27 protein-coding genes are annotated in these 22225 nt (G+C 70.2%); 13 read left to right on the forward strand and 14 right to left on the reverse strand.

Going from position 1 to position 22225, the window contains the following annotated elements:
- Positions 1-7 precede the first annotated feature (7 nt).
- Both FN829_RS09300 and FN829_RS09305 read left to right on the forward strand, forming a co-directional pair.
- On the forward strand, positions 8-799 hold the full coding sequence (locus FN829_RS09300; protein ID WP_142986806.1) for a DUF7388 family protein: 792 nt from the start codon (positions 8-10) through the stop codon (positions 797-799).
- A gap of 51 nt (positions 800-850) precedes the next feature.
- Complete coding sequence (locus FN829_RS09305; protein WP_142986699.1) at positions 851-2053, forward strand: NAD(P)/FAD-dependent oxidoreductase; 1203 nt, start codon at positions 851-853, stop codon at positions 2051-2053.
- On the opposite strand, the gene FN829_RS09310 is transcribed toward FN829_RS09305, so the two are convergent.
- From FN829_RS09310 to FN829_RS15910, 3 genes are all read right to left on the reverse strand, one after another.
- Positions 2054-2503: an Hsp20/alpha crystallin family protein gene (locus FN829_RS09310; protein WP_142986700.1), complete on the reverse strand. Its 450-nt coding sequence runs from the start codon at positions 2501-2503 to the stop codon at positions 2054-2056.
- A 4-nt stretch (positions 2504-2507) separates the two neighbouring features.
- Positions 2508-2663: a DUF7559 family protein gene (locus FN829_RS15905; RefSeq protein WP_185955728.1), complete on the reverse strand. Its 156-nt coding sequence runs from the start codon at positions 2661-2663 to the stop codon at positions 2508-2510.
- 91 nt (positions 2664-2754) lie between these two features.
- Positions 2755-3141, reverse strand: a complete 387-nt coding sequence (locus FN829_RS15910) for a hypothetical protein (protein ID WP_185955729.1) — start codon at positions 3139-3141, stop codon at positions 2755-2757.
- 106 nt (positions 3142-3247) lie between these two features.
- Between FN829_RS15910 and FN829_RS09320 the strand changes: the two genes are divergently transcribed.
- The 3 genes from FN829_RS09320 to FN829_RS09330 all read left to right on the forward strand — a co-directional run bounded on the left by FN829_RS09320 (position 3248) and on the right by FN829_RS09330 (position 6383).
- The gene (locus tag FN829_RS09320; protein WP_142986701.1) at positions 3248-3592 is read left to right on the forward strand and encodes a TrmB family transcriptional regulator; all 345 of its coding nucleotides are present in this window, start codon (positions 3248-3250) and stop codon (positions 3590-3592) included.
- Between the two features lie 74 nt (positions 3593-3666).
- On the forward strand, positions 3667-5499 hold the full coding sequence (locus FN829_RS09325; RefSeq protein ID WP_142986702.1) for a radical SAM protein: 1833 nt from the start codon (positions 3667-3669) through the stop codon (positions 5497-5499).
- Complete coding sequence (locus tag FN829_RS09330; RefSeq protein WP_142986703.1) at positions 5499-6383, forward strand: MBL fold metallo-hydrolase; 885 nt, start codon at positions 5499-5501, stop codon at positions 6381-6383. The genes FN829_RS09325 and FN829_RS09330 overlap by 1 nt, the downstream gene beginning before the upstream one ends.
- A 36-nt stretch (positions 6384-6419) precedes the next feature.
- On the opposite strand, the gene FN829_RS09335 is transcribed toward FN829_RS09330, so the two are convergent.
- The 7 genes from FN829_RS09335 to FN829_RS09365 all read right to left on the reverse strand — a co-directional run bounded on the left by FN829_RS09335 (position 6420) and on the right by FN829_RS09365 (position 12037).
- Entirely contained in the window at positions 6420-7253 is an 834-nt protein-coding gene (locus FN829_RS09335) for an adenosylcobinamide amidohydrolase (RefSeq protein ID WP_142986704.1), read from the reverse strand.
- Positions 7250-8257, reverse strand: a complete 1008-nt coding sequence (locus tag FN829_RS09340; RefSeq protein WP_142986705.1) for a threonine-phosphate decarboxylase — start codon at positions 8255-8257, stop codon at positions 7250-7252. Before FN829_RS09340 ends, FN829_RS09335 begins: the two co-directional genes overlap by 4 nt.
- Before the next feature lie 45 nt (positions 8258-8302).
- Positions 8303-8977: an NTP transferase domain-containing protein gene (locus FN829_RS09345; RefSeq protein WP_246066482.1), complete on the reverse strand. Its 675-nt coding sequence runs from the start codon at positions 8975-8977 to the stop codon at positions 8303-8305.
- Complete coding sequence (gene cobS, locus FN829_RS09350) at positions 8962-9726, reverse strand: adenosylcobinamide-GDP ribazoletransferase (protein ID WP_142986808.1); 765 nt, start codon at positions 9724-9726, stop codon at positions 8962-8964. Before cobS ends, FN829_RS09345 begins: the two co-directional genes overlap by 16 nt.
- A gap of 164 nt (positions 9727-9890) precedes the next feature.
- Positions 9891-10847 carry a CobD/CbiB family cobalamin biosynthesis protein gene (locus FN829_RS09355; protein ID WP_142986706.1) on the reverse strand — a complete coding sequence of 319 codons (957 nt, stop codon included), beginning with the start codon at positions 10845-10847 and terminating at the stop codon, positions 9891-9893.
- The gene (locus tag FN829_RS09360; protein ID WP_142986707.1) at positions 10844-11464 is read right to left on the reverse strand and encodes an HAD family hydrolase; all 621 of its coding nucleotides are present in this window, start codon (positions 11462-11464) and stop codon (positions 10844-10846) included. The genes FN829_RS09355 and FN829_RS09360 overlap by 4 nt, the downstream gene beginning before the upstream one ends.
- A gap of 90 nt (positions 11465-11554) precedes the next feature.
- The gene (locus FN829_RS09365; protein ID WP_142986809.1) at positions 11555-12037 is read right to left on the reverse strand and encodes a DUF7321 family protein; all 483 of its coding nucleotides are present in this window, start codon (positions 12035-12037) and stop codon (positions 11555-11557) included.
- A 158-nt stretch (positions 12038-12195) separates the two neighbouring features.
- On the opposite strand from FN829_RS09365, the gene FN829_RS09370 reads away from it, so the two are divergent.
- The 7 genes from FN829_RS09370 to FN829_RS09400 all read left to right on the forward strand — a co-directional run bounded on the left by FN829_RS09370 (position 12196) and on the right by FN829_RS09400 (position 16605).
- On the forward strand, positions 12196-13005 hold the full coding sequence (locus tag FN829_RS09370) for a DUF7319 domain-containing protein (protein ID WP_142986708.1): 810 nt from the start codon (positions 12196-12198) through the stop codon (positions 13003-13005).
- A gap of 97 nt (positions 13006-13102) precedes the next feature.
- Positions 13103-13747, forward strand: a complete 645-nt coding sequence (locus FN829_RS09375) for a halocyanin domain-containing protein (protein WP_142986709.1) — start codon at positions 13103-13105, stop codon at positions 13745-13747.
- Entirely contained in the window at positions 13744-14133 is a 390-nt protein-coding gene (locus FN829_RS09380) for a DUF7318 family protein (protein ID WP_142986710.1), read from the forward strand. The genes FN829_RS09375 and FN829_RS09380 overlap by 4 nt, the downstream gene beginning before the upstream one ends.
- A gap of 7 nt (positions 14134-14140) precedes the next feature.
- Complete coding sequence (locus FN829_RS09385) at positions 14141-14950, forward strand: cytochrome b (protein ID WP_142986711.1); 810 nt, start codon at positions 14141-14143, stop codon at positions 14948-14950.
- A gap of 4 nt (positions 14951-14954) precedes the next feature.
- The gene (locus tag FN829_RS09390; protein WP_142986712.1) at positions 14955-15743 is read left to right on the forward strand and encodes a cytochrome bc complex cytochrome b subunit; all 789 of its coding nucleotides are present in this window, start codon (positions 14955-14957) and stop codon (positions 15741-15743) included.
- A gap of 210 nt (positions 15744-15953) precedes the next feature.
- Positions 15954-16328 (forward strand): DUF7315 family membrane protein, encoded by a 375-nt coding sequence (locus FN829_RS09395; protein ID WP_394348706.1) that lies wholly within the window; start codon positions 15954-15956, stop codon positions 16326-16328.
- 4 nt (positions 16329-16332) lie between these two features.
- Positions 16333-16605, forward strand: coding sequence for a DUF7314 family protein (locus tag FN829_RS09400; RefSeq protein WP_142986713.1), 273 nt, complete (start codon positions 16333-16335; stop codon positions 16603-16605).
- Between the two features lie 787 nt (positions 16606-17392).
- On the opposite strand, the gene FN829_RS09405 is transcribed toward FN829_RS09400, so the two are convergent.
- Positions 17393-17836 (reverse strand): DUF7313 family protein, encoded by a 444-nt coding sequence (locus FN829_RS09405; RefSeq protein WP_142986714.1) that lies wholly within the window; start codon positions 17834-17836, stop codon positions 17393-17395.
- Between the two features lie 14 nt (positions 17837-17850).
- On the reverse strand, positions 17851-18639 hold the full coding sequence (locus FN829_RS09410) for an NAD(+)/NADH kinase (protein WP_142986715.1): 789 nt from the start codon (positions 18637-18639) through the stop codon (positions 17851-17853).
- Positions 18640-18776: 137 nt separating this feature from the next.
- On the opposite strand from FN829_RS09410, the gene FN829_RS09415 reads away from it, so the two are divergent.
- Entirely contained in the window at positions 18777-20081 is a 1305-nt protein-coding gene (locus FN829_RS09415; protein WP_142986716.1) for a M28 family peptidase, read from the forward strand.
- A 19-nt stretch (positions 20082-20100) separates the two neighbouring features.
- On the opposite strand, the gene FN829_RS09420 is transcribed toward FN829_RS09415, so the two are convergent.
- Positions 20101-20748 (reverse strand): DUF420 domain-containing protein, encoded by a 648-nt coding sequence (locus tag FN829_RS09420; RefSeq protein WP_142986717.1) that lies wholly within the window; start codon positions 20746-20748, stop codon positions 20101-20103.
- A 353-nt stretch (positions 20749-21101) separates the two neighbouring features.
- Complete coding sequence (locus tag FN829_RS09430; RefSeq protein ID WP_142986719.1) at positions 21102-22148, reverse strand: NAD(P)-dependent glycerol-1-phosphate dehydrogenase; 1047 nt, start codon at positions 22146-22148, stop codon at positions 21102-21104.
- Positions 22149-22225: the final 77 nt, after the last annotated feature.

A 22225-nucleotide genomic window follows, 5' to 3' on the forward strand; every position in this document is an offset into this window, starting at 1 on the left:
GAACCCGATGGTCCGCGCAGGGATCGACGCGGCCGCGTTGAAGCCGGCCGAGTGCGAGGTCTCCCGAGCGGTCGATCTCCCGGTCGACCGCGTGGCGATCGACTACGAGGGTCGCGAGCACTTCCCGGACGCCGCGACGCTCGAGGCGATCGCCACCGAGAAGTCGCTGTACGTCACCACGCCCGTCCGCGCGGACGGGTTCGACCCGCTCGGCGACGACTCGCTGCTCGACCGGATCCCCGACCGGGCGCGCCGGCTGCTCGTCGCCGGTCACGGCGCGTACCTCGACGAGTCGGAGGCGTCGCGGGCGATCGCCCCGCGGTTCGGAGCCGCCCGTGAGGTCGCGCCGGACGCGTGGATCGGGACCGAGGGCGTCGAGCGGCTCGCGCTCGCAGCCGGCGGGACGCAGTACGAGCTGCTCTCGCGGTCGACGGAGCGGGACGCTCGGGCGCTCCGCGCCGCCGGGTTCGACGGCGAGATCGCCGTCTACGCCCCGACCGTGCTGACCGACGACGAGGACGCGGTCCTCGACGGGGTCGGCGCGTACGTCTCCCGGCGTCGGCCGGTCGCCCGGGCGCTCCCCGACGGAGGCGGCGAGGGGTCCGACGACGGGGGGAGCCCCCCGACGGACGCGACCGCCACGGGCCGGACCCGCGAGGTGCTCTCCGCGGCCGCGCGCGACTTCGCGCTCGTCGGCTCGCCGGAGACGGTCCGCGAGCGCGTCGACGAACTCCGGGACGTCGGCGTCGACCGCGTCGTCGGCTACCCCGCCCGCGGGATCGACGAGTTCCTGTCGTAGGGATCGCCCGCCGCCGGACCGTTTTTATCGCCGCTTCGAGAAGAGCCGTCCATGGCGGACTCGAACCCATCGAACGGTGTGGAGCCTTCGGATGCCACCGAGACGACGTCCGCGTCCGTGGCGGTCGTCGGCGGCGGCGCGGTCGGCGTCACCGCCGCACACGACCTCGCCGAGCGGGGCGCGACGGTGACGCTCTTCGAGCGCGACGACCTCGCGAGCGGCGCGTCCGGGCGGGCGGCCGGCGTCCTCTACGACGCCTACGCCGAGGACGTCGACGCCGCGGTCGGAGCCCGCGCGATGGAGCGGTTCCGCGCGTTCGACCGGACGCTGCCCGGATTCGACTTCTCGCCCTGTCCGTACGTCATCGCGGTCCGCGAGGGCGACGAGGACGCCGAGGCGGTGCCGGGGATGGTCGACCGCATGCGCGAGCACGGCCGCGACGTCTCGCTTCTCGAGCCCGCCGAACTCGGCGAGCGATTCCCGCTCTCGACCGACGACCTGGCGGTCGCCGCCGTCGGCGAGGGGGCGGGCTGGGCCGACCCCGGCAGCTACGTCGTCGCGCTCGGCGAGCGCGCGGCGCGGGAGGGCGTGACCGTCGAGACCGACGCTGCGGTCGAGCTCGTCGCGGGCGCTGGCGCGACGGTCCGCGTCGACGGGGAGGAGCGGGCGTACGACGCCGTCGTCGTCGCGGTCGGCGCGCACACCGAACGATTCCTCGAGGGCGGCGGGATCGCGGTGCCGGTGAAGCCGTACCGCGTCCAGGCGCTGACGAGCCGGGTCGCCTACGGCGGCCCGATGACGTACGACGCGACCGCCGGCGTCTACTTCCGGCCGCACCCGACCGGGCTGTTGGCCGGCGACGGGACCGAGCCGTTCGAGGCCGATCCCGACGCGTACGACCGCGAGGGCGACGACTGGTTCGTCGAGAGCGTCTCGGGGACGCTGCGCGAGCGCGCCGACCACGACCCCGAGGTCGAGCGAGCGTGGGCCGGGGTGTGTACGGCCACGCCCGACGGCGACCCGCTCCTCGGACCGGTCGCGGAGGACATCTTCGTCGCCGCGGGCTGGCAGGGACACGGGTTCATGCGCGCGCCGGCGACGGGGGAGATCCTCGCCGAAGGGACCCTCGCGTCGCTCTCGGGCGCGGCGGTAGACGATCCCGACTCGCCGTGGATCGAGGCGTTCGATCCGAACCGGTTCGAGGGCGACGAGACGTTCGAGATCGAGGAGGGGATGTCGGTGAGCAACCGGTAGTTACGCGTCGTCGTCGGTCTCGCTCTCCTCTCCTCCCTCGCCCTCCTCGATCACGTCGACCGACTCGGCCGCGCCGTCCTTCGGTATCTCGACCCGCAGCGTGCCGTTTCGGGTGAGCGTCGCGTTCGCGCCGTGGGGCGTCACGTCGGCGTCTGCGGGGAGTTCGGCGGTGCCGGAGAGGGTGAGCCCGCGGCCGGGGAACACCACGTCGAAGCCGTCGTAGAAGTCGCGGAAGCGGTCGAGCCGCACCTCGACCGTTCGGTCGAGGAACGTGACGTCCACGTCCTCGCCGCTCACGCCGGGAGCGTCGAAGACGACGAGGTAGGCGTCGTCGCTCTCGAGGAGGTCCGAGGAGAGGGGCCGTCGCTCCTGCATCCGGCTCCAGCCGCGGCCGACGCGCTCGAGCGCCTGCCGGAGGACCGACCGGCCGGTGTCGACGATGCGAGTCACGGGGCTACACCTCGATCTCCGATAAGTCGTCCCCGCCGCAGTACGGGCAGGTCAGGTCGGTGACGGCGTGGTCGTCAGGCACGTCGTAGGTGTAGTGGTTCTCGAACATGTCGAGCTCGCAGTCGTCGCTCTCGCATTTGACCTCCATCGTCGATGGCATTACCCGTCCGTTGGGTCGGCGAGGGCTTAAACGACGTGGCGGCGGCCGTCCGGTCGCGGGTGACCGCGCCGGCGGGAGGGTCGGCGTCGGCTCAGACGGCGAACCCTCTGAGTCGCTCGGGGACGACCGTGCGCTCGGCGAGGACGACGAGGGACGTCCCGACCGCGCCGCCGACGAGGAGGGCGTCGAGCCACCGGAGCAGCGGGAGCCCGAACGCGAGCGAGACCCCCACCAGCCACACGGGGAGCGCGAGCATCGCGAGAGTGATCCCGACGAGTGCGAGGGTCTCCCGACGGTCCTCGGGGAGCCGATCGCGGGCGAGCCACGTGGCCGGGCCGACGAGAAGCGCGCTCGCGAGCGCGACGACGAGGAGAACGGTCCACGGGACGTCGCCGGCCTCGAGGAGCCGGCCCGCGCTCAGGAGGGCCAAGAGCCCGACGGAGAAGTACGTGAGGAGGGTCGCGCGTCGAGGGGACATACACACCTGCTTGCTCTCGATCAGACATAAACGATCGGTGGTGATAGTACAGAAATACAATAATACATACATACATTTATACTGAAAGCCGAGCGATTAACGAAACATGCCCATCGGTATCGACGAGTTCGACTCGCGCGACCCGGAAGATCGCGACACGAACGCCGAGCGAGTCGTCCGGTTTCTGGTCCGCAACCGCGATAAGGCGTACAAGGCGGCCGAGATCGCCGAAGCAACCGAAGTCAGCGAGAACTCGATCCATCCGGTGTTGAACCGGCTCGCCGAGCGGGATCTGGTCCGGCATCGGGAGCCGTACTGGGCCATCGGCGACCTCGATGCGGTTCGTGAGGCGACGACGTTCGCCTCCACGGCGGGCTTCCTCGACGACGAACTCGGGCCGGAGAGCCGGGGGGAGTGGCTGGCGGCGGCGCGAGAGGAGAACGAAGAATAACGAACTGACAACCGGACCCTCTTCCCTCACGTTCCGCACGCGTTTTCCCTCTCGGCCGAGTACGGGGCTCCAACATGACCGACCCGGCCGATCTCTCCGTCACCGTCGTCGACGGCTACGTCGACGAGCCGGCGCACTTCGGGGTGCCGCCGTACATATCGACGTACCCGCGGTACGCGGCCGGCGCGCTCGTCGACGCGGGCGTTCCTGAGGACGCGATCACCTACCACACGATCGACGAACTCCGCGAGGATCGGAACAAACACGCCGACGTCGCCGACGCGGACCTCTTCGTCTACGTCGGCGGGATGACCGTCCCCGGCAGCTACGTCGGCGGCACGCCCGCCGAGCCGGACGAGGTGCGCGAACTCGGCTGGACCGCCGACGGCGTCACGCTGCTCGGCGGCCCCGTCCGATTCGGCGTCGGCGAGGAGAACGCCGGCGCACAGGACATGGAGCGCGACGACCTCGACTACGACTTCGTCGCCAAAGGGGACGTCGAGGCCGCCGCTCACGACCTCGTTGCGAACGGGCTCGAGGGGTTCAACAACCGTATGCGCGATAACGACGAGATCGACCGATGGGCCGAGAAGGGAGCGTTCGTCGTCGAACACCACCCCAACCACCCCGACTACCTCATCTGCGAGATGGAGACCTCCCGCGGCTGCGCGTACCGCTGTTCGTTCTGTACGGAGCCGCTCTACGGGAACCCGTCGTTCCGGGAGGCGCGCTCCGTCGTCGAGGAGGTGGACGCGCTCTCGGACCGGGGAGTCAAACACTTCCGGCTGGGCCGACAGGCCGACATCCTCGCGTTCGGCGGCGACGGCGAGGCCCCGAACCCCGACGCGTTGCGGGAGCTGTACGGCGGGATCCGCGAGGTCGCGCCCGACCTCGAGACGCTCCACCTCGACAACATGAACCCGGTGACGATCACCGACTACCCGGAGGCCTCCCGCGAGGCGATCCGGGTCATCGCCGAGCACAACACGCCGGGCGACACGGCGGCGTTCGGCCTCGAGTCCGCGGATCCGGTCGTCCAGGAGGAGAACAACCTGCTCGTCACCGCCGAGGAGTGTCTGGAGGCGGTCCGCGTCGTCAACGAGGAGGGCGGCTGGCGGCCGGGCGACCCGCCGGCCGGCGATCCCGGCGGGGTCGCGGGACCGGACCCTGACCGCCGGTACGGCCCCTCCACCGGCCCCGATGCCTCCCCGCGGCTGCCGAAGCTCCTGCCCGGAATCAACCTCGTTCACGGACTCGCGGGCGAGCGACCGGAGACGTACGAGCACAACAAGCGATTCCTCCAGTCGGTCTATGACGAGGGGCTCATGCTCCGGCGGATCAACGTCCGGCAGGTGATGGCGTTCGCGGGCACGGAGATGGCCGAGACCGGCGCGGAGATCGCTCAAGAGCACAGGGACAGCTTCCAAGCGTACAAACGCGAAGTGCGCGAGACGATCGACAACCCGATGCTCGACCGGGTGGTCCCGCCCGGCACCGTCCTCCCCGACGTCCACCTGGAGTACCACCAGGACGGGAAGACGTTCGGCCGCCAGCTCGGCACCTACGCCCTGCTCGTCGCGGTCCCCGGCGAGCGCGAGCTCGGGACCGCCATCGACGTGGCGGTCACCGACCACGGCTACCGATCCGTGACGGGCGTCCCCTACCCGCTCGACGTCAACGCGGCCTCGATGGACGAACTGACCGCGATCCCCGGGATCAACCGGAACACGGCGGGCGACGTCGTCGTCGGCCGACCCTACGAGAGCGTCGACGCGGTCGACGCCGGCGTCGCCGACCTCTCGCGGTTCGCGGTCGCCGGCGAAACGCGAGTCCCGATCCCCGGTCGCGATCGAGCCGGTTCCGGACCCGGACCGGCGTCCCGATCCTCGCTCGGTCGGGGAGACTGATGGCGTCGCCTGGGGCGGACGGGAGCGGATCCCCGACTCAATCGCGGTCGGCGGTCACCCGAATCGAGATCCTCGTCGACACCCGCGCCGCGACGGGCACGACGAACGCGTACCTCGTCGGCGGGCTCCTCGTCGACCCCGCGGCCCGGACGGACGAGTTGGACGCTGCCGTGGCGGAACGCGCCACGCTCCCGGGAGATCGCGGGGGGATCGAGGCGATCGCCGTCACCCACACGCATCCGGACCACGTCGGCGCGGTCGCCGACTACGCGGACCGGACGGGCGCGACCGTTCACGCGCACGCCGACCACGTCGATCGGTTCCGGGAGGCGACCGGCGTCGACCCGGACGCGACGTTCCGCGACGGCGATGCGATCGGGGAGACCGGCGTCCGCGCGCTCGATACGCCGGGGCACGCGCCGGACCACGTCGCGTTCGCGGTCGGGGATGTGGGCGGAGGGGGCGGGAGCGACGGAGGCGACGGCGACGGTGACGAGCCCGAACCGCCCGCCGAGGCGCTCGTCGGCGACCTCGCGGTCGCCGAGGGCAGCATCGTCGTGGGCGCGCCCGAGGGCGACGTCCACGAGTACCTGGCGAGCCTCGAGCGCGTCCGGGATCGCGGCTTCGCCCGGCTCCATCCCGGGCACGGGCCCGCTGTCGACGACCCGGACGCGACCTGCGAGCGGCTGATCGACCACCGCCTCGAGCGCGAGGAGCGGGTGCTCGCGGCGGTGGAGGCGGGCGCGAGCGACGTGGACTCGATCCTCGAGGCGGCATACGGAAAGGACCTGACCGGCGTCGAGGACCTCGCGCGGGCGACGGTCCGCGCCCACCTCGAGAAGCTCGCCGCCGAGGGGCGGATCGACGCGTCGTGGAGGGAGTAGCGGGCGTACCCCGGCCCCCGCGTTCGGTTCGGTCCGTCACGTCTGTCGGTCCACGGGCTCGACCGCCGCACGCTCGTCGGTCACGACGCCGTACTCCGCGTCCGAGATCGACGCCGGAGCCTCCTCGAAGTCGGCACCGTACCGCGAGGCGAGCGAGGCGCACACTGCGTCGCGGACACACGCCCTGACCGCCGAGCCGATCGGGGTTGCGGACCCGGAGAAGGCGGCTGGCTCCGGACCGTCGGTGTCCGCGCGCGCTCTCGTCGAACCTGACCCGGTCGCGTCCGCGCGCTCCGCCGGACAGCCGACGACGACCGCGTCGCTCGTCGTGCCGGGGAACCCGACCGTCGCGAGCAGCGTCGCCGCCTTCGCCTCGGCGACGACCGCGACGAGGTTCGCGAGCGCGCCCGGCGAGAGCGCCCGCTCCGACCCGACGAGGAGGTTGACCGTGCCGGTCGTCGGGGCGACGTCGTCCTCGGCGACTGAATCGACGTCCCCGTCCGATATCGGCAACGCAGCCGGGTTCGAGACGCCCGCGGTGGCCACCGCGGTCGCCCCGTCGAGCCGCGCGATCCGGGCGTGCCGCTGGTCGACGCCGGTCAGGAGCGCGGGAGCGTCGCGGTCGGTGAGGCCGTCGGTCGCGCGGTCGGCGAACCCGGCGTCCCGGACTCGCCCGTCGACGTACTCGCTGAGGTCCCGGCGTCCCGCGTCGTCCCACCCTTCCGGAACCGTCACGTTGTGGACGGCGTCGGCGACTCGAATGCCGCCGTCGAAGCCGGTCGAGAGGAATCGGGTCGCCCCGTCGACCCGTCGAAACCGACAGACGCCGTCGGCGACGTCGGCGCGGAACGCGGGCGAGCGGGGACTCATACGCCGAGCGATTCGAGGAGTCGCTCGTTCTCACGCGGGCGGCGAATCGCCGTCCGCAGGTGGTTGTCGAGCCGCGGGAACGACCGCGCGTCTCGGAGGACGACCCCGCGCTCTCTGGCGGTCGCGAGCACGTCGTCCGGATCGTCGCTCCCGGTGTCGAACAGGAGGAACGGCGCGTCGGAGGGATACACCTCCCACTCGGTCGCCAGGCGCTCGCGGACGCGTTCGCGTTCGGCGGCGACGCGCTCGCGGGTCCGCTCGACGAACTCCGTCCGCCGAAGGCAGTGGGTGCCGACCGCGGCCGCCGGCGTCGACAGCCCCCAGGGAAGCCGCCCGCGGTCGAGCCGCTCTCGCAGCGTTCCCGTCGCGACGAGGAAGCCCGCGCGCAGTCCGGGCAGGCCGAACACCTTCGTGAGCGAGCGCGCGACGACGACGCCCGGTTCGCCCGCGAGCGACCGCTGTGGCGTGAAATCGAGGAACGCCTCGTCGACGAACAGCGTCGTCCCCGCCCCCCGACAGCGCGCGGCGAGCCGGAGGAGATCGTCGCGGTCGGCGAGCTCTCCCGTCGGGTTGTTCGGCGTACAGACGACGACGAGCGCGTGGTCGGCCGGGTCGACGTCGAGGACCGCGTCGTGAGCGACCGATACCGGATTGCCGCCCTGGAGCCGGATCTCGCGGGCGTACTCGCCGAAGGACGGCTCGGGGACGACCGCGGAGTCGCCGTCGTCGAGGGCGACCGCGAACAGCAGTCGCATCCCGGCCATCGCGCCCGCCGTCGGGATCACCTCGACGGGGGCGCAGTCGACGTAGTCGGCGGCGGCGGCCCGGAAGGCCACGTAGTCGTCCGCTGGGTACCGCCCCGACGCCGAGAGCGCCGAGTCGTACACGGCCGTCACGCCGGGGGGCGTCTCCGGGTTCGTGTTCGCGCTGAAGTCGATCACGCCGGGGTCCGTGGCTCCGCCGTGGGGCACTCGTCCGATCTCGTCCAGCGCCTCCGCGTCCATGCCATCGATCCCGTCGCGAACTCCAAAAAACCCATCTACGATCGGTCAGGGGTTTACCAGCCGGCTCGCGAGTTCGAGGTCTCCCGGCCGGTTGACGTTGACCGCGAGCGAGTCCCGCTCGCGGACGACGATCCGGTCCGGACCGTCGTCCACGACGTTCAGCCCGGTCGGCGCGATGGGGGTCCCCGCGTGGTCGAACGAGGCGTCGACGCTCGCGCCGAGGTCGCGCTTGTACGCGGCGGGCACGCAAACCGTCACCGAGCGGACTGGGTCGTCCGAGCCGTCGGTTCCGGTCGAGGGAGCCTCCCTCGGGGGGACCGCCGCGTCGATCGCGTCGTCGACGTCGCGCCCGCGGAGCAGCGGGAGGTCGGCCGCGACGGTGACGGCCGACCCGTCGACCGCCGAGAGGCCGACCTCGAGGTCGGCGACGTACCCCTCTCCGCTCCCGTTGAGGACGGTACACGGCACCGCCGTCTCCTCGCCGAGTCTCTCACGGAGCGCGCGCCGGGTGTCGGGCGCGTGCGGCGACGCGACGGCGACGACGCGGGCGACGCGCGCGTCCGCCAGCGCGTCGAGGACGCGCGCGACCATGGGGCGGCCGTCGACCTCGACCAGCGGCTTCTCGACGTCGCCGCCGAGACGCGTCCCGCGCCCGCCACAGAGGAGGACCGCCGGGAGGCCCATCCCCTCCACCGCGGCGTCTCTCACGCGATCGTCCACGCCACCACCCCCGCGTGGAGCGCGACCGCGCGCCCGAGCTCGTTCGCCGCGCCGAGCACGTCGCCGCTCGCCCCGCCGAGCCAGGGGCGGACGCGGACGAGGAGGACGACGGCGACGACCGGGCCCGCGATCAGCGCCGCCGCGATCGCCGGGAGCGCGCCGGGCGGGGCCGCGAGCAGGACGGGGGCGACGACGAGCGCGACGAGGAGGAGCGACCGCGGGCCTACCTCGCCGACGACCGCCGACCCCAACCCCTCGTGGGCGGGCGTCCCGAGGCAGGCGAGGACCGCCATCCCCGCCTTCGCGCCGACCTCGGCCGCGAGGACGATCCGGAACGCCACGCTCGTGACGCGCGCGCCGCCGCCCGCGAGGCCCGTCGCGAGCGCGAGCGCCCCGAGGGTCGTGGCGAGCAGCGTGACGGCGAGCGCGAGCGCGCCGCCCACGCCGAGGTCGGCGTCTTTTAAGATCCCGAGCCGGCGGTCGGGGTCGTGCGCGGCGATCGCGTCGCCGAGGTCGGCGAGCCCGTCCGCGTGGGTGACGCCGGTCAGGAAGTAGATCGTGAGGAGGTAGGCGGCCGCGGCGGTCCACGGCGACGGGGCGAGGAAGGCGAGCCCCGCGACCGCGCCGACGACCGCGCCGACCACCGGAAACGTCCACGGGGAGCGCCGGAACGCGTGCCAGTCGGCGGGAGCGGAGCCGGGAACCGGGATCCGAGTCAGGAACGTGAGCGCGCCCCGAATCGCCGGTATCGGGCGGGCCGCCGGTATACCGTCGTCGTCGCCACCGCCGTCGTCTCCGCCACCGTCGTCTCCGCCACCGTCGTCTCCGCCACCGTCGTCGTCGCCACCGTCGTCTCCGCCACCGTCGTCGTCGCCACCGTCGTATCCGCCACCACCGTCGACGCCGCTCCCCGTCACAGCGCCAGCGACACCCCCGCGACGCCGAACGCAAGCCACCCGGCCCGCGAGACGACCCGAACGCCGGTCCGCGCCTCCGAGGCCGTCGGGAGCGATCCCGTCGGGAAGAGCGTGTACGTCTCCGGCTTCGCCAGCCGCACGCCGAGAACCGCCGCGAGCGACCCCATCGGCCAGCCGGAGTTCGGCGAGTCGGGGACGCCGGCCGCCGACCGGACGCGGCCGAGGATCGCGATCGGCCCGGTCCCGATCCCCCCTCCGCCGGCCGCGAGGATCAGGAGCGCGGTCGCCCGCGCCGGGAGCCACATGACGGCGTCGTCGAGCCGCGCGGGGGCCCAGCCGGCCCGCCGATCGCGGTACCCGAGCATCGAGTCGAGCGTGTTGACTCCCTTGATCCAGGCGGCCGCGCCGGCGGCGACGGCGAGCCCGCCCGCCGGTGCGACTCCGACGACTGCGGTGGCCGCAGCGCCGATAACGAACCCGCAAAGCGGCGCTATCAGGCCGTCAGCGAGGTTCTCCGCCGCGCTCTCCACGGTCGCGGATCGGACGTGGTCGGCCGACAGGTCCGTCGCGTCCCGCCCGGCGAGCGCGCGCAACTCGCGTCGCGCCGCCTCGAGGTCGCGCTCGGCGAGGTCGATAACGTCGCCGGCGACCGACAACAGCATCCGGTGGCTGGAGCAGGCGAAGAGGACGACTCCCGCGGCCACCGCGGCGGGGACCGGTGAGGGGGAGAGCGCGCCGACCGCGACGACGGGCGCGGCGAGGAGGGCGGCGAAGGCAATGGGGATGCCGGCTGCGAACCCGACGCCGACGAGTCGGGCGTCGGGGAGACGGGAGTCGAGCGACGCGACGGCGCGGCCGAGCCACGCGACCGGGTGGAGGCCGGCTGGCGGCTCGGAGAAGGTCCGATCGAGGGCGGCGGCGAGCGCGATCGCGCCGGCCGCCGCGAGCGTCACGGCTCGGCCTCCAGCTCGCTCCCAATCGCGTCGAGAGGGATCTCCGTCACGTCGAGGAAGCGCCCGCCGGCGTCGACTATCCCGCCGTCCGTCGCCGGATCGTCGCCGACGTGGACCAGTGCGGACGGCGCGACGCCGAGCGCCTTCGCGGCGGCCTCGAACGCCTTCGCGTGGGGCTTCCGCCAGCCGCAGCCGACGCTCGTCGTCACCGCGTCGAACTCCCCGCGGAGCCCGGCGCGTATCAGCGTCCGGGGGACCAACTCGGGGACCGCGCAGTTCGAGCAGATCCCGACCGGACCGCGGTCGGCCGCCGTCCGGACCGCCTCCAGTGCGCCCTCGCGGCGCGTGACGTCGGGGTCGAAGGCGGCGACGACCGCGTGTCGGACGACGTTGTCGGGGGCGTCGACGCCGCGGGAGCCGAGCGCCGCGGCCACGTGCGCTGGGAGGGGGACCTCTGCGCCCGTCGGGGCGTCGACGTGTCGCTCGCCGTACGCGACGTGCCAGTCGTCCGGGACGGCGACGTCCCGCGACTCGAGTTCGCGCGCGACGATCTCGGCCGGATCCGTCGGATACTCGACGTCGACGAGCGTGCCGAAGAGATCGAAGGTAACTGCCACGATACCCCCTGTAGGGCCAAACCGGGATTGAAGCTGTCGGTCGGGTCGCGGTTCGCGGGATTCAGGAGTTCGTGCCACCGAGGATCGGCCTCACAGCAACTGTGCGAGGTGGAGGTTGTAAAAGCGGTAGAGTCCGGAGACCCACGCGCAGAGCCAGAGGATCATGAATCCGGCGACGCCGACGCGGAGCCGGCCGCGCCACTTTCCCATGTCCTCGTGGAGCCCGTCGATGTCGGCGTCGGGGTCGTCGTAGGCGTCGGCCTCGCGCTTGGCCTGGAAGATCCGGACGATCCCGGTCAGCGCGAACGTCAACAGCGCGTACGCCTGAAGCCCCAGAAAGGCGTGGACGACGGCTCCGCCCGAGAACTGTCCGAGGAGCCGCGGCATCATCCAGGTCACGACGGGAACGGTCGTCAACAGGAGCCCGACGAGGATGTATCGCAGGTGACGGGTCAACACGTTCCACGTCACCACCTCGGTATCGATCATGATCCACGCGCCGTACAGGAGGAACGGGAGACTCGCCGTCACGGACAGCCCGGCCACCGCCGCGATCAGCGACTCGTCGACCATGGCTCCGGCTTCGGTCTCGGGCGCGTAAAACTCCCCGATCCGCGCGGGCGCGACGGCGTGTTCGATCCGGCGACGGGCCATCGAATCCCGAGAGGTCGCTCCCGCCGGCTGCCGTCGGACGAAAAACAGTTACCCTCCGGAGTGCGTACGTTCGGACGATGGAGGACACCTCGACGCAGTCGGAGCCGGACGGTCCCGACGGGGAGGCCGTCGAGGGCGGACGGGACCGGGAGGACGGAGGCGAGGGCGTCGACGACCTCGCCGAGCTTCGCGACCGCGTCGACGCCGAGTACGACTTCGACGACTTCGGGCCCGCGGACATGGCCCGGATGAGCGCCGACGAGTGGGACGCCGCCTTCGACCCCGAGACGTGGATCACCGGTCCCCGGTTGCTCGATCGCATCGAGGCGGAACTCAAGACCCGGATCGCTCGGCGCGAGGTGTTCGGGCTCTTAGAGCGCGTGCGCGAGGACGGCGAGGAGCGCGTGCTCGTCTACTCCGACGAGGGGTACGCCATCGTCCGCCCGAGCGGCGAGGTGACCGGTCGCGGGACGGTCCTCCGGGACGTCGAGCCGCTCGTCGCGCTCGCGGCGATGGAAGAGTACGACGTGGCCGATCCGCCCGAGGACTGGTCGCTTCCGCACCCCGACTCGGTTCCGGAGGGGTCCGGCGAGTTCGGGAACCTGATGATCCAGGTCGTCGCGGCGGTTCAGGTGGTCGCGGGCGTCGCCCTGCTCGGCGCGTCCTTCCTGACGGACCTCGACAGCATCGTCGGGCCCGCGATGGGGGCGGTCTTCCTCCTCGTCGGACTCTTCCTGTTCGCGATGGTCGCCAACGCGCGGCTCTCCGATCGGTTCCGCTCGGAGGAGTACCGCGACCGCCTGCGCGCCCTCCGGGAGGCCGAGGAGAGACCGGAGTTCGTCCCGCTCGACGGGGAGGGTCTGACCGAGGAGACCGACGATCGGTGAAACGCCCGAATTCAGGGGTTTCAACCCCCCTTACTATCCGCCCACCGATCGAGGATAGTCGGTGGGTTTAAGCGCACCCCGTCCTGAGTGAACCTGTATGAAAAGGCGGGAATTCGTGCGAACGGCCGGCGGCACGACCGCCGCGGTCGCAGCCTCGGCCGGGGCGACGGGAACGGCCGCCGCACAGGAGGTGCAACCGGACTGGCCGAGCGCCACGAACGGAAACGTGGGGTCGTACCTCGACGCGAGAGGACAGGACTCGGTGACCGTCTCGGTTGGTGCGGGTGACAGCGGTCTCGCGTTCGATCCGACGCAGCTCTGGGTCGACCCGGGAACGACTATCACCTGGGAGTGGACCGGAAGCGGCGGCGCACACAACGTCCAGGCCGTGGAGGGCGGCGGCCCGGCCTCCCTCGATAGCGGCGATCCCGTCGACCAGGAGGGATACACCTACGAGTACGAGGTCACCGAGGAGGACGCCGGAATCACCCACTACCACTGCGTGCCCCACACCGCGGTCGGCATGCACGCCGGTCTCGCCGTCGGCGGGGACGTCCCGACGGTCGAGACGGGCGGTGCGAACACCGGGTGGCCCGAGGACATCGCCGACGTCGGCATGCCGATCCACGCCCACTGGGTCGGCCTCTCGGCCGGGTTCGGGATCGTACTCACGATGGTGTTCACCTTCTACATGCTCAAGTACGGCGAGTCCGCACACACCGGACACGGAGGAAGCCGATGAGCTCGAGCGGCTCCTCGTACGGCGACATCCACCGGTATGAACCCGCCCGGGAGAGCACGGCCGCCGCCATCGCGATCGTCCTCCTCACGATCGTCGAGGTCGTGTTCGTCTTCTTATTCGTCTACGGACTCATGTTCTCCTGGGCGTCGACGGAAGCCGGGAACATGTTCATGGGCGCGTTACTCGCACTCATCTTTTTGGACCTGGCGTTCATCCTCCTGTTGTACCGCAAGGAGTTCCTCCCCGACGTGATGATCGTCAAGAAACGGCGCCGCAAGTGGGAGGACCTCTACACCCGCGAGGAGGACAAAGACGGCGTGGAACTGGAGACGGGAGACGCCTGGGAGACGGTCAAACGGGCGGTATACCCCTACTACAAGAAGTGATCAATCAATGAGTCTCAAAAAGAACGACGAGATGGACCACAACGCGTGGCTCAAACGGCAGGACCTGACGGTCATCGAGACCGCGTTCCTCACCACGCTCATCTGGGTCGACAAGCGGCTCCGCATCGTCGATTACCTCGAGCTGTTGGAGACGATGTACTACCGCGCGAACCTCCAGATGCCGAAGAGCCACACCGAACAGTACGACCTCGACAACAAGTTCTGGTACTGGTACCCGCTGTACTCGCTCGGATCGCTTTCGATCATCGCCTACCTCGTCGCGGCGGTCTCGGGTGCGATGCTTGGGTTCTACTACTCCCCGTCGACGGCCGGAGCCGCCGCACAGGGCGATCCGACGGCCGCGTACGACTCGGTCGTCATGATCCTCCAGGACGTCCAGTTCGGGTTCATGCTCCGGTCGATCCACAGCTGGGCGGCCCAGTTCATGGTCGCGGCGGTGTTCCTCCACATGCTGCGCGTCTACTTCACGGGCGCGTACAAGGAGCCGCGAGAGGTCAACTGGATCCTCGGGGTCGTGCTGATCGGATTGACCCTCTTCTTCGGGTTCTCCGGGTACGTCCTCCCGTGGAAGCAGCTGTCCTTCTGGGCGGCACAGATCGGCGTCGAGATGGCGCTCGCGACCCCGATCGTCGGGGAGTGGGCGGCCCAACTCCTGTTCGGCGGGTTCACGCTCGGACAGGCGACGCTCGTGAGAATGTACATCCTGCACGTGTTCGTGCTCCCGTTCGTGGTGACGTCGCTCATCGCGCTCCACGTCGGCATCGTCTGGGTGCAGGGTATCGCGGAGCCGCACTAAGCCAATGACCGACGACAACGAACCCATGACGGACGGTGGAACCGACGAGGACGCGCGCACCGACGGCGGCCCGCCGGCGACGGTGCCGCCGGACGACGAGACGCCCACGTGGAGCGAGCGCAAGGAACGCTCACAGGGGCTCGCACAGCTCACCTACCAGTACTTCGAGCGATCCCGCCGCGAGGACGAGGACCTCCGAGCGGAGTCGACGTACGTCGAGCGCGACGTGTTGGGCTTTCCCGCATGGCCCCACGAGACGATCCGCAACCTCGCGATCACGAGCTTCTTCATCGGGATGTTGATCTTCATCGCGGCGCTGATGCCGCCGCACTTCGGTCACCCGGCCAATCCCGGGTCGACGCCGGCGATCATCCTGCCCGACTGGTATCTCTACTGGTCGTTCGGGCTGTTGAAGCTCAACCCGCTGAACCCCCAGCTCGCGGTGCTCGACGGGAACATCCTGCTCGGAAACGAGTTCCTCGGGATCATCGCCCACGGGATCGTCTTCGGAGCGATCGGGCTCGTGCCGTTCCTGAACAAGGGGAGCGCCCGCCGGCCGGTCGAGGAGCCGTTCTGGGCGGGCGTCGGCGTGACCGGCGTCGTGCTGTCGCTCACGCTGGCCGCGCTCGCGATCCAGAACTTCTTCCCGTTCGAGCTCGACCTGCTCGTCACGCTGACGTTCCTGCTGCCGGTGCTCTGCGGGATCATCACCTACGCCGTCCTCAAGACGATGCGCGAGGGGTACATGTACGACCTCAACCGCCGGTACTACATGCTGCGCCCGCCGAAGTAACGGCCGACGACCGCGTCACTCCTCCCGTTCGTTTCCATGTCCGACACCGACGACCCCGTCGACCGCGACGATTCAGCCGACCGAGACGACTCCGCCGACCGAGACGACTCCGCCGACCGAGACGACTCCGCCGACCGAACCGAGCCTGCTGGCCGCGACGAGTTCGGCGAGCACGACGGCCGTCAGGCGGTGGACGCGACCGGCGATCCGATCGCGGTCGACGACGAGGACGACCCGCGGAACGAGCCGGTCGGACCGCGGGTCGGTCCCAACGGTCGCGAGGTGGTCGTTCCGCTCCGGCTCTACAAGACCGTCACCGCACTCTCGACGCTGGCGGCCGTGGTGACGTACCTCGTCGGGTTCGTCCTCATCGACGCCGCGACCCTCCAGGTGAGCGTCGTCCGCAGACTCATCGTCTTCGCGCTTGGTCGCGTCGGGATCTCGCTCGTGGCCGACACGCTGACGGCGCTACTCGCCATCGTCGGCGTCGCCTCCATACTGCTCGGAACGGCGGTGTACGTCCTCGGCACGCGGTTCCGCGCTCAGGGAATGGGAAAGCCTCAAGAGGACTCCAACGAAGGGTAATACAATGGCAGACGAGTTCATGAAAGGACTGGCCCTGTTCTCGCTCGGGGCTCTCGGCTGGATCACCTTCGGCGCGTGGTACCGGACCCCCTCGTACTACGAGGTCGTTCAGTTGGTGAACGCACCGGAAGGCGTCGAGACGGTGTACGGCGAGATCGGCGTTCTCACCGGCGACGTGCTCTACTGGCTGATGATCCTCGGCCCGCTCACGTTCTGGGTACTCATCCCGATCAGCCGGCAGCTGCGGAGCAACATCGGCGGCGACGCCACGAACTGACGCGCCGCTCTTCTCCTTTCGGTTCTCTCGTTTCGACGCTCCGTGGAGCGTCGACTTTCTTCCGTGATCTCGTCGTGCTCCGATCGTTCCGGACCGATTCTCGCCTGAAACGGTCGTTCTGTCTTGCGTGCTTATAGAGCGGGCGTTTCGTGAATTCTAGAGGTAATAAAAAAGAGATCGTTGCTGGGACGGTGATCACGATCGCGGAGAACATCTCCAAAGCCCCAGTCGGCTCCGGTTGAGGGCCTCGCTGCGGTCCTCGTCGCTCACTATGTTCGCTCCTGCGGTCCTTACGTCGGCCGTCTTCCCGGAGCCGGCTGCCCCTTTGAGCCCCACCCCGCCCCGCACCTCACGCCTCCCCAGCCTCGCGGCTCGCTCCGCTCGCCGCGTCCCTCGCGGTCGGGTTCGCGCCCTCCGGGCGCTCACCGGCGCAGGGCGAGAGCGAAGCTCTCGCTTGAAGCCGGCGGCAGAGCCGCCGGCGACAGCGAGGCGCTACGCGCCTCTAGCAGCCGGCGCAAAGCGCCGGCGACGCCACCGCTCCGGCGATCGCTCGTTGCTTAGGCTGTATCGACTACGAAGGGCCATCCATCGAAGCGGCAGAGTCCGTCTCTCGTTCCAGCCTCGCTCGTGCGGTCGAGGCTCCGATCTGCGAAGGTCGCGAGGCGAGCGACTCGAGCCGACCGCTCGCGGTCAGAAGTGCTCGATCCGCGTCGAAGGGGGCCGATCGATCCGGAGGTGATCCTTCGGGAGACTCACGAAACGGCGCAGCGAGAAGGGGATCCGCTCCTCAAGCGACGATCGCCTGGTTCCAGAACCCTTCGACGAGGAAGAACAGCGAGTAGTACGAGGCGTACAGCAACACGAGCCCCGAGGTGACGATCGCGCTCTTGGGCGCTTCGACGGTCATATCGTTGCGGGCCTCGACGTTGCGGGCCTCGAACTCGAACACGTCCGCGATCACCATCGTCACGACGAGGAACGAGAGGATCGTCCCGCTGGTCGGCGCGTGAACCGCGAACAGGAAGCTCAACAGCGCGAGCCCGAAGTTCGTGAATACGTGCGGACCGTACTGTTCGACGGCGTCCCCTTCCTCCGCCTGTTCGACGTGGTGCCGGTGTCCGAGGTGCCGGGTCGCCAGATTCGCGAGCGCCATCACGAGGATCGCGTACGGCAACGCCGGCCCGACGGCCGACAGCCAGCCGAACGGAACGAGGAACTGCAGTGGATCCATACCGATCCCTCCGTTCACGAGTTATTAGAACCTTTCCGATCAGCGCTCGATCCCGACCGCTGGTGACGGGGCGATCGAAGCGTTTCGACCCGGTCGACGATCTCGATCCGAACCGGTCGTCCGGGGGTCACGGTGCCTCGGCGGTCGCCGTCGACGACGATCGAGACGGTCTCGGCGTCGCGCCGGATCGAGACGGCCGTTCCGTCGGGGACGACCCACGTGTCGCTTCGGGTCGTGAACGGAGCGATCGGGACGACCGCGATCCCTCCGCCGGGCTCGATCAGCGGTCCGCCCGCGGCCGCGGCGTATCCGTCGCTACCGAGCGGCGTCGCGACGACGACGCCGTCCGCCCGGAACGCGACCTCCCGATCGACGGCGAGATCGACCGCATACTCCGAGATGCGTGCCGGTTCGTCGGTGACGAACCCGACGTCGAAAACGGCTTTGTGGACCTGATAGCCGTCGATATCGACGGAGAGGACGGGGTGGTCGACGCGACGTGCGTCCCCGCCGAGGACCTCGCGGATCGCGTCTCGGAGGGCCGCCGGATCGACCGCGTGTCGTCCCTCGCGGACGGGGAGGACGGGTGCGTCGACGCGTTCGGCCGGGATGGAACCGACGCCGTCCGCGGACGCGGAGTCGACGAGGACGTCTCGGATCGCCTCGTCGCCGACGGCGACGATCGCGTCCGCAGCGGTGGAGTCGTCCGTCCGCCCGCCGGCCGCGCGGACGGCGCGCTCCACGCGGTCGACGACGGACTCGTCCGCGCCGACGACGGCGACGCGAGACACCGGATCTCCCATACGGAAGGGGCTCCGCGCGGCACGATGGAAAAACCCCCGATTCCGATCGGAACCGTTCGGACGCACGCCACGTCGATCGACGTGGCGGGTTCTCCGCTTCCCGAATCCTCAAGCGGGGGCGCTCGCATGAGTGACTCATGACAACGTGGATCGGAGAGACGTTCACGAGCGACGCGGGATGGGACCACCTCGAGACGCTCGTCGACATCGGGAACCGGATGGCGGGAAGCGACGGCGAGCGCCGCGCCGCCGAGGAGACACGCGACGCGCTGGACGCGGTCGGAGCGCGCAACGCGCAGCTGGAGTCCTTCGACATCCAAGGATGGGAACGCGGATCGTCCGCGGTCCACGCCGGCGACACGACCCAGGACAGCATCGCGCTCCCGCGGAGTCCGTCCGGCGAGGCCACGGGCGAGTTGGTCGACCTGGGGTACGGCCTCCCCGAGGATTTCGAGCGGGCCGACATCGAGGGGAAGGTCGTGATGGCCGCCTCGAACGTCCCGGACTACTACGACCGGTTCATCCACCGGCGGGAGAAGTACTACTACGCGGTCGAGGGCGGCGCGGCCGCCTTCGTCTTCCGGAACCACGTCGAGGGGTGTCTTCCCCCGACCGGGAGCGTCGGGAGCGCCGAGGCTCCGATCGGCGAGATCCCCACCGTGGGAGTCTCAAAGGAGGTCGGCTCGCGACTCTCTCGACGCTTCGAGGGTGATGACGTGACCGTCGAGGTCGACGCCGACGCACACGACGCGACCAGCTACAACGTCCACGCCGACCTCGGACCCGACACGGAGGAGGCGGTCCTTCTAACGAGCCACGTCGACGCCCACGACATCGCCGAGGGCGCTGGCGACAACGGCGCGGGCACCGCGATCGTTCTCGAGGTCGCGAAGGCGCTCGCCGCGCGCGAGGACGAACTCGACACGCGGGTCCACTGTCTGGTGTACGGCGCCGAGGAGGTCGGGCTGGTGGGGTCGAGCCACGACGCGGCCGAGCGCGACCACGACGCGATCAAGGCGATCGTGAACAACGACGGGGTGGGTCGCGGCCGGACGCTGAAGTTCTACACGCACGGCTTCGACGACCTCGACGACGCCGCCGAGGCCGTCGGCGACCGGTTCGACCACCCCGCCGGCACCGTCCCACGGCTGGGTCCCCACAGCGACCACTGGCCGTACGTCCAGTGGGGCGTTCCGGGCTACCACGTGATGAGCGAGACGGGCGACGAGGGGCGCGGCTGGGGGCACACCTTCGCCGACACGCTCGACAAGCTGGAGGTCCGGAACCTGCGCGAGCAGGCGATCCTCCTCACCGAACTGGTCGTCGACCTGGCGGACGGCGACACCGAGATAGACCGGCGCGACCCCGAGGAGATCGCGGAGCAGCTGGAGGAGGAGGACCTCGCCGCGGGCATGAAGGTCATCGGCGACTGGCCGTACTGAGCCTCGCCGTCGTCTTCCTTCAGACCGCCGGAACGAGCGGGAGGAGCACCGAAGCGGTCTCGGCGGCCGTCTCCGCCGCCTCGAACGTCGAGTCGTACACGTGGTTCAAGAGGAGGTACGTGACGACGCCGAGTATCAGCGACAGAAGCCACGCGCTCGCGGCGACCCGGCCGACCCGCGCGTGGGGGACCTCGTTCCTGAGCTCGCGCTCGGAGTGGGTGAGCCCGAGCAGCAGCGCGTAGAGGACGACGGGCACGGAAACCACCGACAACACGATGTGGACCGCGAGCATGATCAGGTACGCGTAGTAGGCCGGGTCCGGGCCGACGAAGTACTTCGTCCCGCCGCCGGCGACCTTCGGCAGGTACATCCCGAGGAAGACGAGGATGAGCGCGAAGGAGGTCGTCATCGCGGCCGCGTGTTTTCTCACCTCGCCGTTGCGGATCCAGTACCACCCGAGCGAGAGCGTGGCGACCGTGACGGTGTTGACGGCGGCGATCGCGTGAGCGAGCAGGTCGACGGTCTCGCGGGTCAACTCCGGGAACAGCGCCTGGAATCCCGGAACGAGGAAGACGCCGCCGACGGCGGCGTACCCGACGATCGTGAGGAGGACGGTGAGCGCGCCGGCCGGCTCCGTGAGGCGGGCGCGCACGCTGGCGGCTGCCATGCGATCGGATCGGGACGGGACGCTAATCCGTCTTCGGGTTCCGGGTCGGATCGACCGGGAGAACGTGTACGCGACACTCCCTCCGGTGGCGGTCGTCAGATCCCGACGCTAATCTTCTTAGGTACTGCCGTACAATGACAGGCATGTAACCAGTGCCGGAACACCGTTGTCACGTCTTGATCGGTTCGTCACTGGTGTTACTGACGATCGGAATAGGGTATTTCGTTATATACCAGACGGCACTGGCGGACTTCCTGGTGATCGTCGCAGGCCTTCTCCTCGGATGGGTGTCGTTCTTCTATTGTCTGTCGAACGCGTCGTTTTGGAGGTAGTTCACGTCCGTATCGAAGCGTTCAGATCACGTCGGTCGCGGTCGCGACCTCGATGGCGGCCTCCTCGTTGATCCCGCCCTGGAGGATCGTGTAGCGGTCGCGGATCTCGTGGGCGCTCGTCAGCGCGGCGATCAGCTCCTCGTCGTCGACGCCGAGTTCCGCGGCGGTCGTCGGCGCGTCGAGTTCGGAGAGCGCCTGGCGGATCGCGGCCCACTCGCCGTTCTCGCCGCTGTGGAGGTACTCGGTCAGGATCGAGGCGACGCCGACCTGGTGGCCGTGGAGCGCCTTGCCGGGTGCTATCCGGTCGAGCTGGTGTGAGATGAGGTGTTCCGCGCCGGAGGCGGGCCGCGAGGAGCCCGCGATCGACATCGCGACGCCGGAGGAGACGAGCGCCTTCACGACCACCCACGACGACTCCTCCAAGCCGGGCCGGATCATGTCCGCGTTCTCGACGAGCAGCTCCGCGGTCATCTCCGAGAGCGCGCCCGCGTACTCGCTGTACTCGACGTTCCGCAGGCGTCGGGCGAGCCGCCAGTCCTTCACGGCGGTGTAATTCGAGATGATGTCCGCACAGCCCGCGGTGGTGAGCCGCCAGGGGGCCTCCGCGAGCAGTTCGGTGTCGGCGACGACCGCGAGCGGGGGATCGGCGGCCACCGAGTGACGCGTGTCGCCCTCGGGGATCGACGAGCGCCCGGAGACGATCCCGTCGTGGGAGGCGACCGTCGGCACGGAGACGAACCCCACGTCGAGGTGGTCGGCCGCCATCTTCGCGATGTCGATCGGCTTGCCGCCCCCCAAGGCGATCAGGTAGCCCGGGTCCACCGCCTCCGCGGTCGCTTTCAGTTCCTCGACTGCGTCGAAGGAGGCCTCGTCGACGACGGCGGTCGCGGGGTCCTCGAACTGCGCGCGCACCCGGTCGCCGGCGATCCCGTTCGGCGTCGGGCTGGTGACGATCAGCGGCCGTCCGGTGAGGTACAACTCGCCGACCGCCGTCCCGAGGTCGTCGACGACGCCGTGGCCCACGAGCACGTTCCGCGGGAGCTTGATCCACGTGGACTTCTCGAACATACGGGTCGCTCACGCCGGCGAGTGAAAGCCGTTGTCCATGCGAGCGAACGGGTCCCAATCGGAACGAGCGGCGTCGT

This window comes from Halorubrum cibi (assembly GCF_900182635.1).
GTDB classification, from domain to species: domain Archaea; phylum Halobacteriota; class Halobacteria; order Halobacteriales; family Haloferacaceae; genus Halorubrum; species Halorubrum cibi.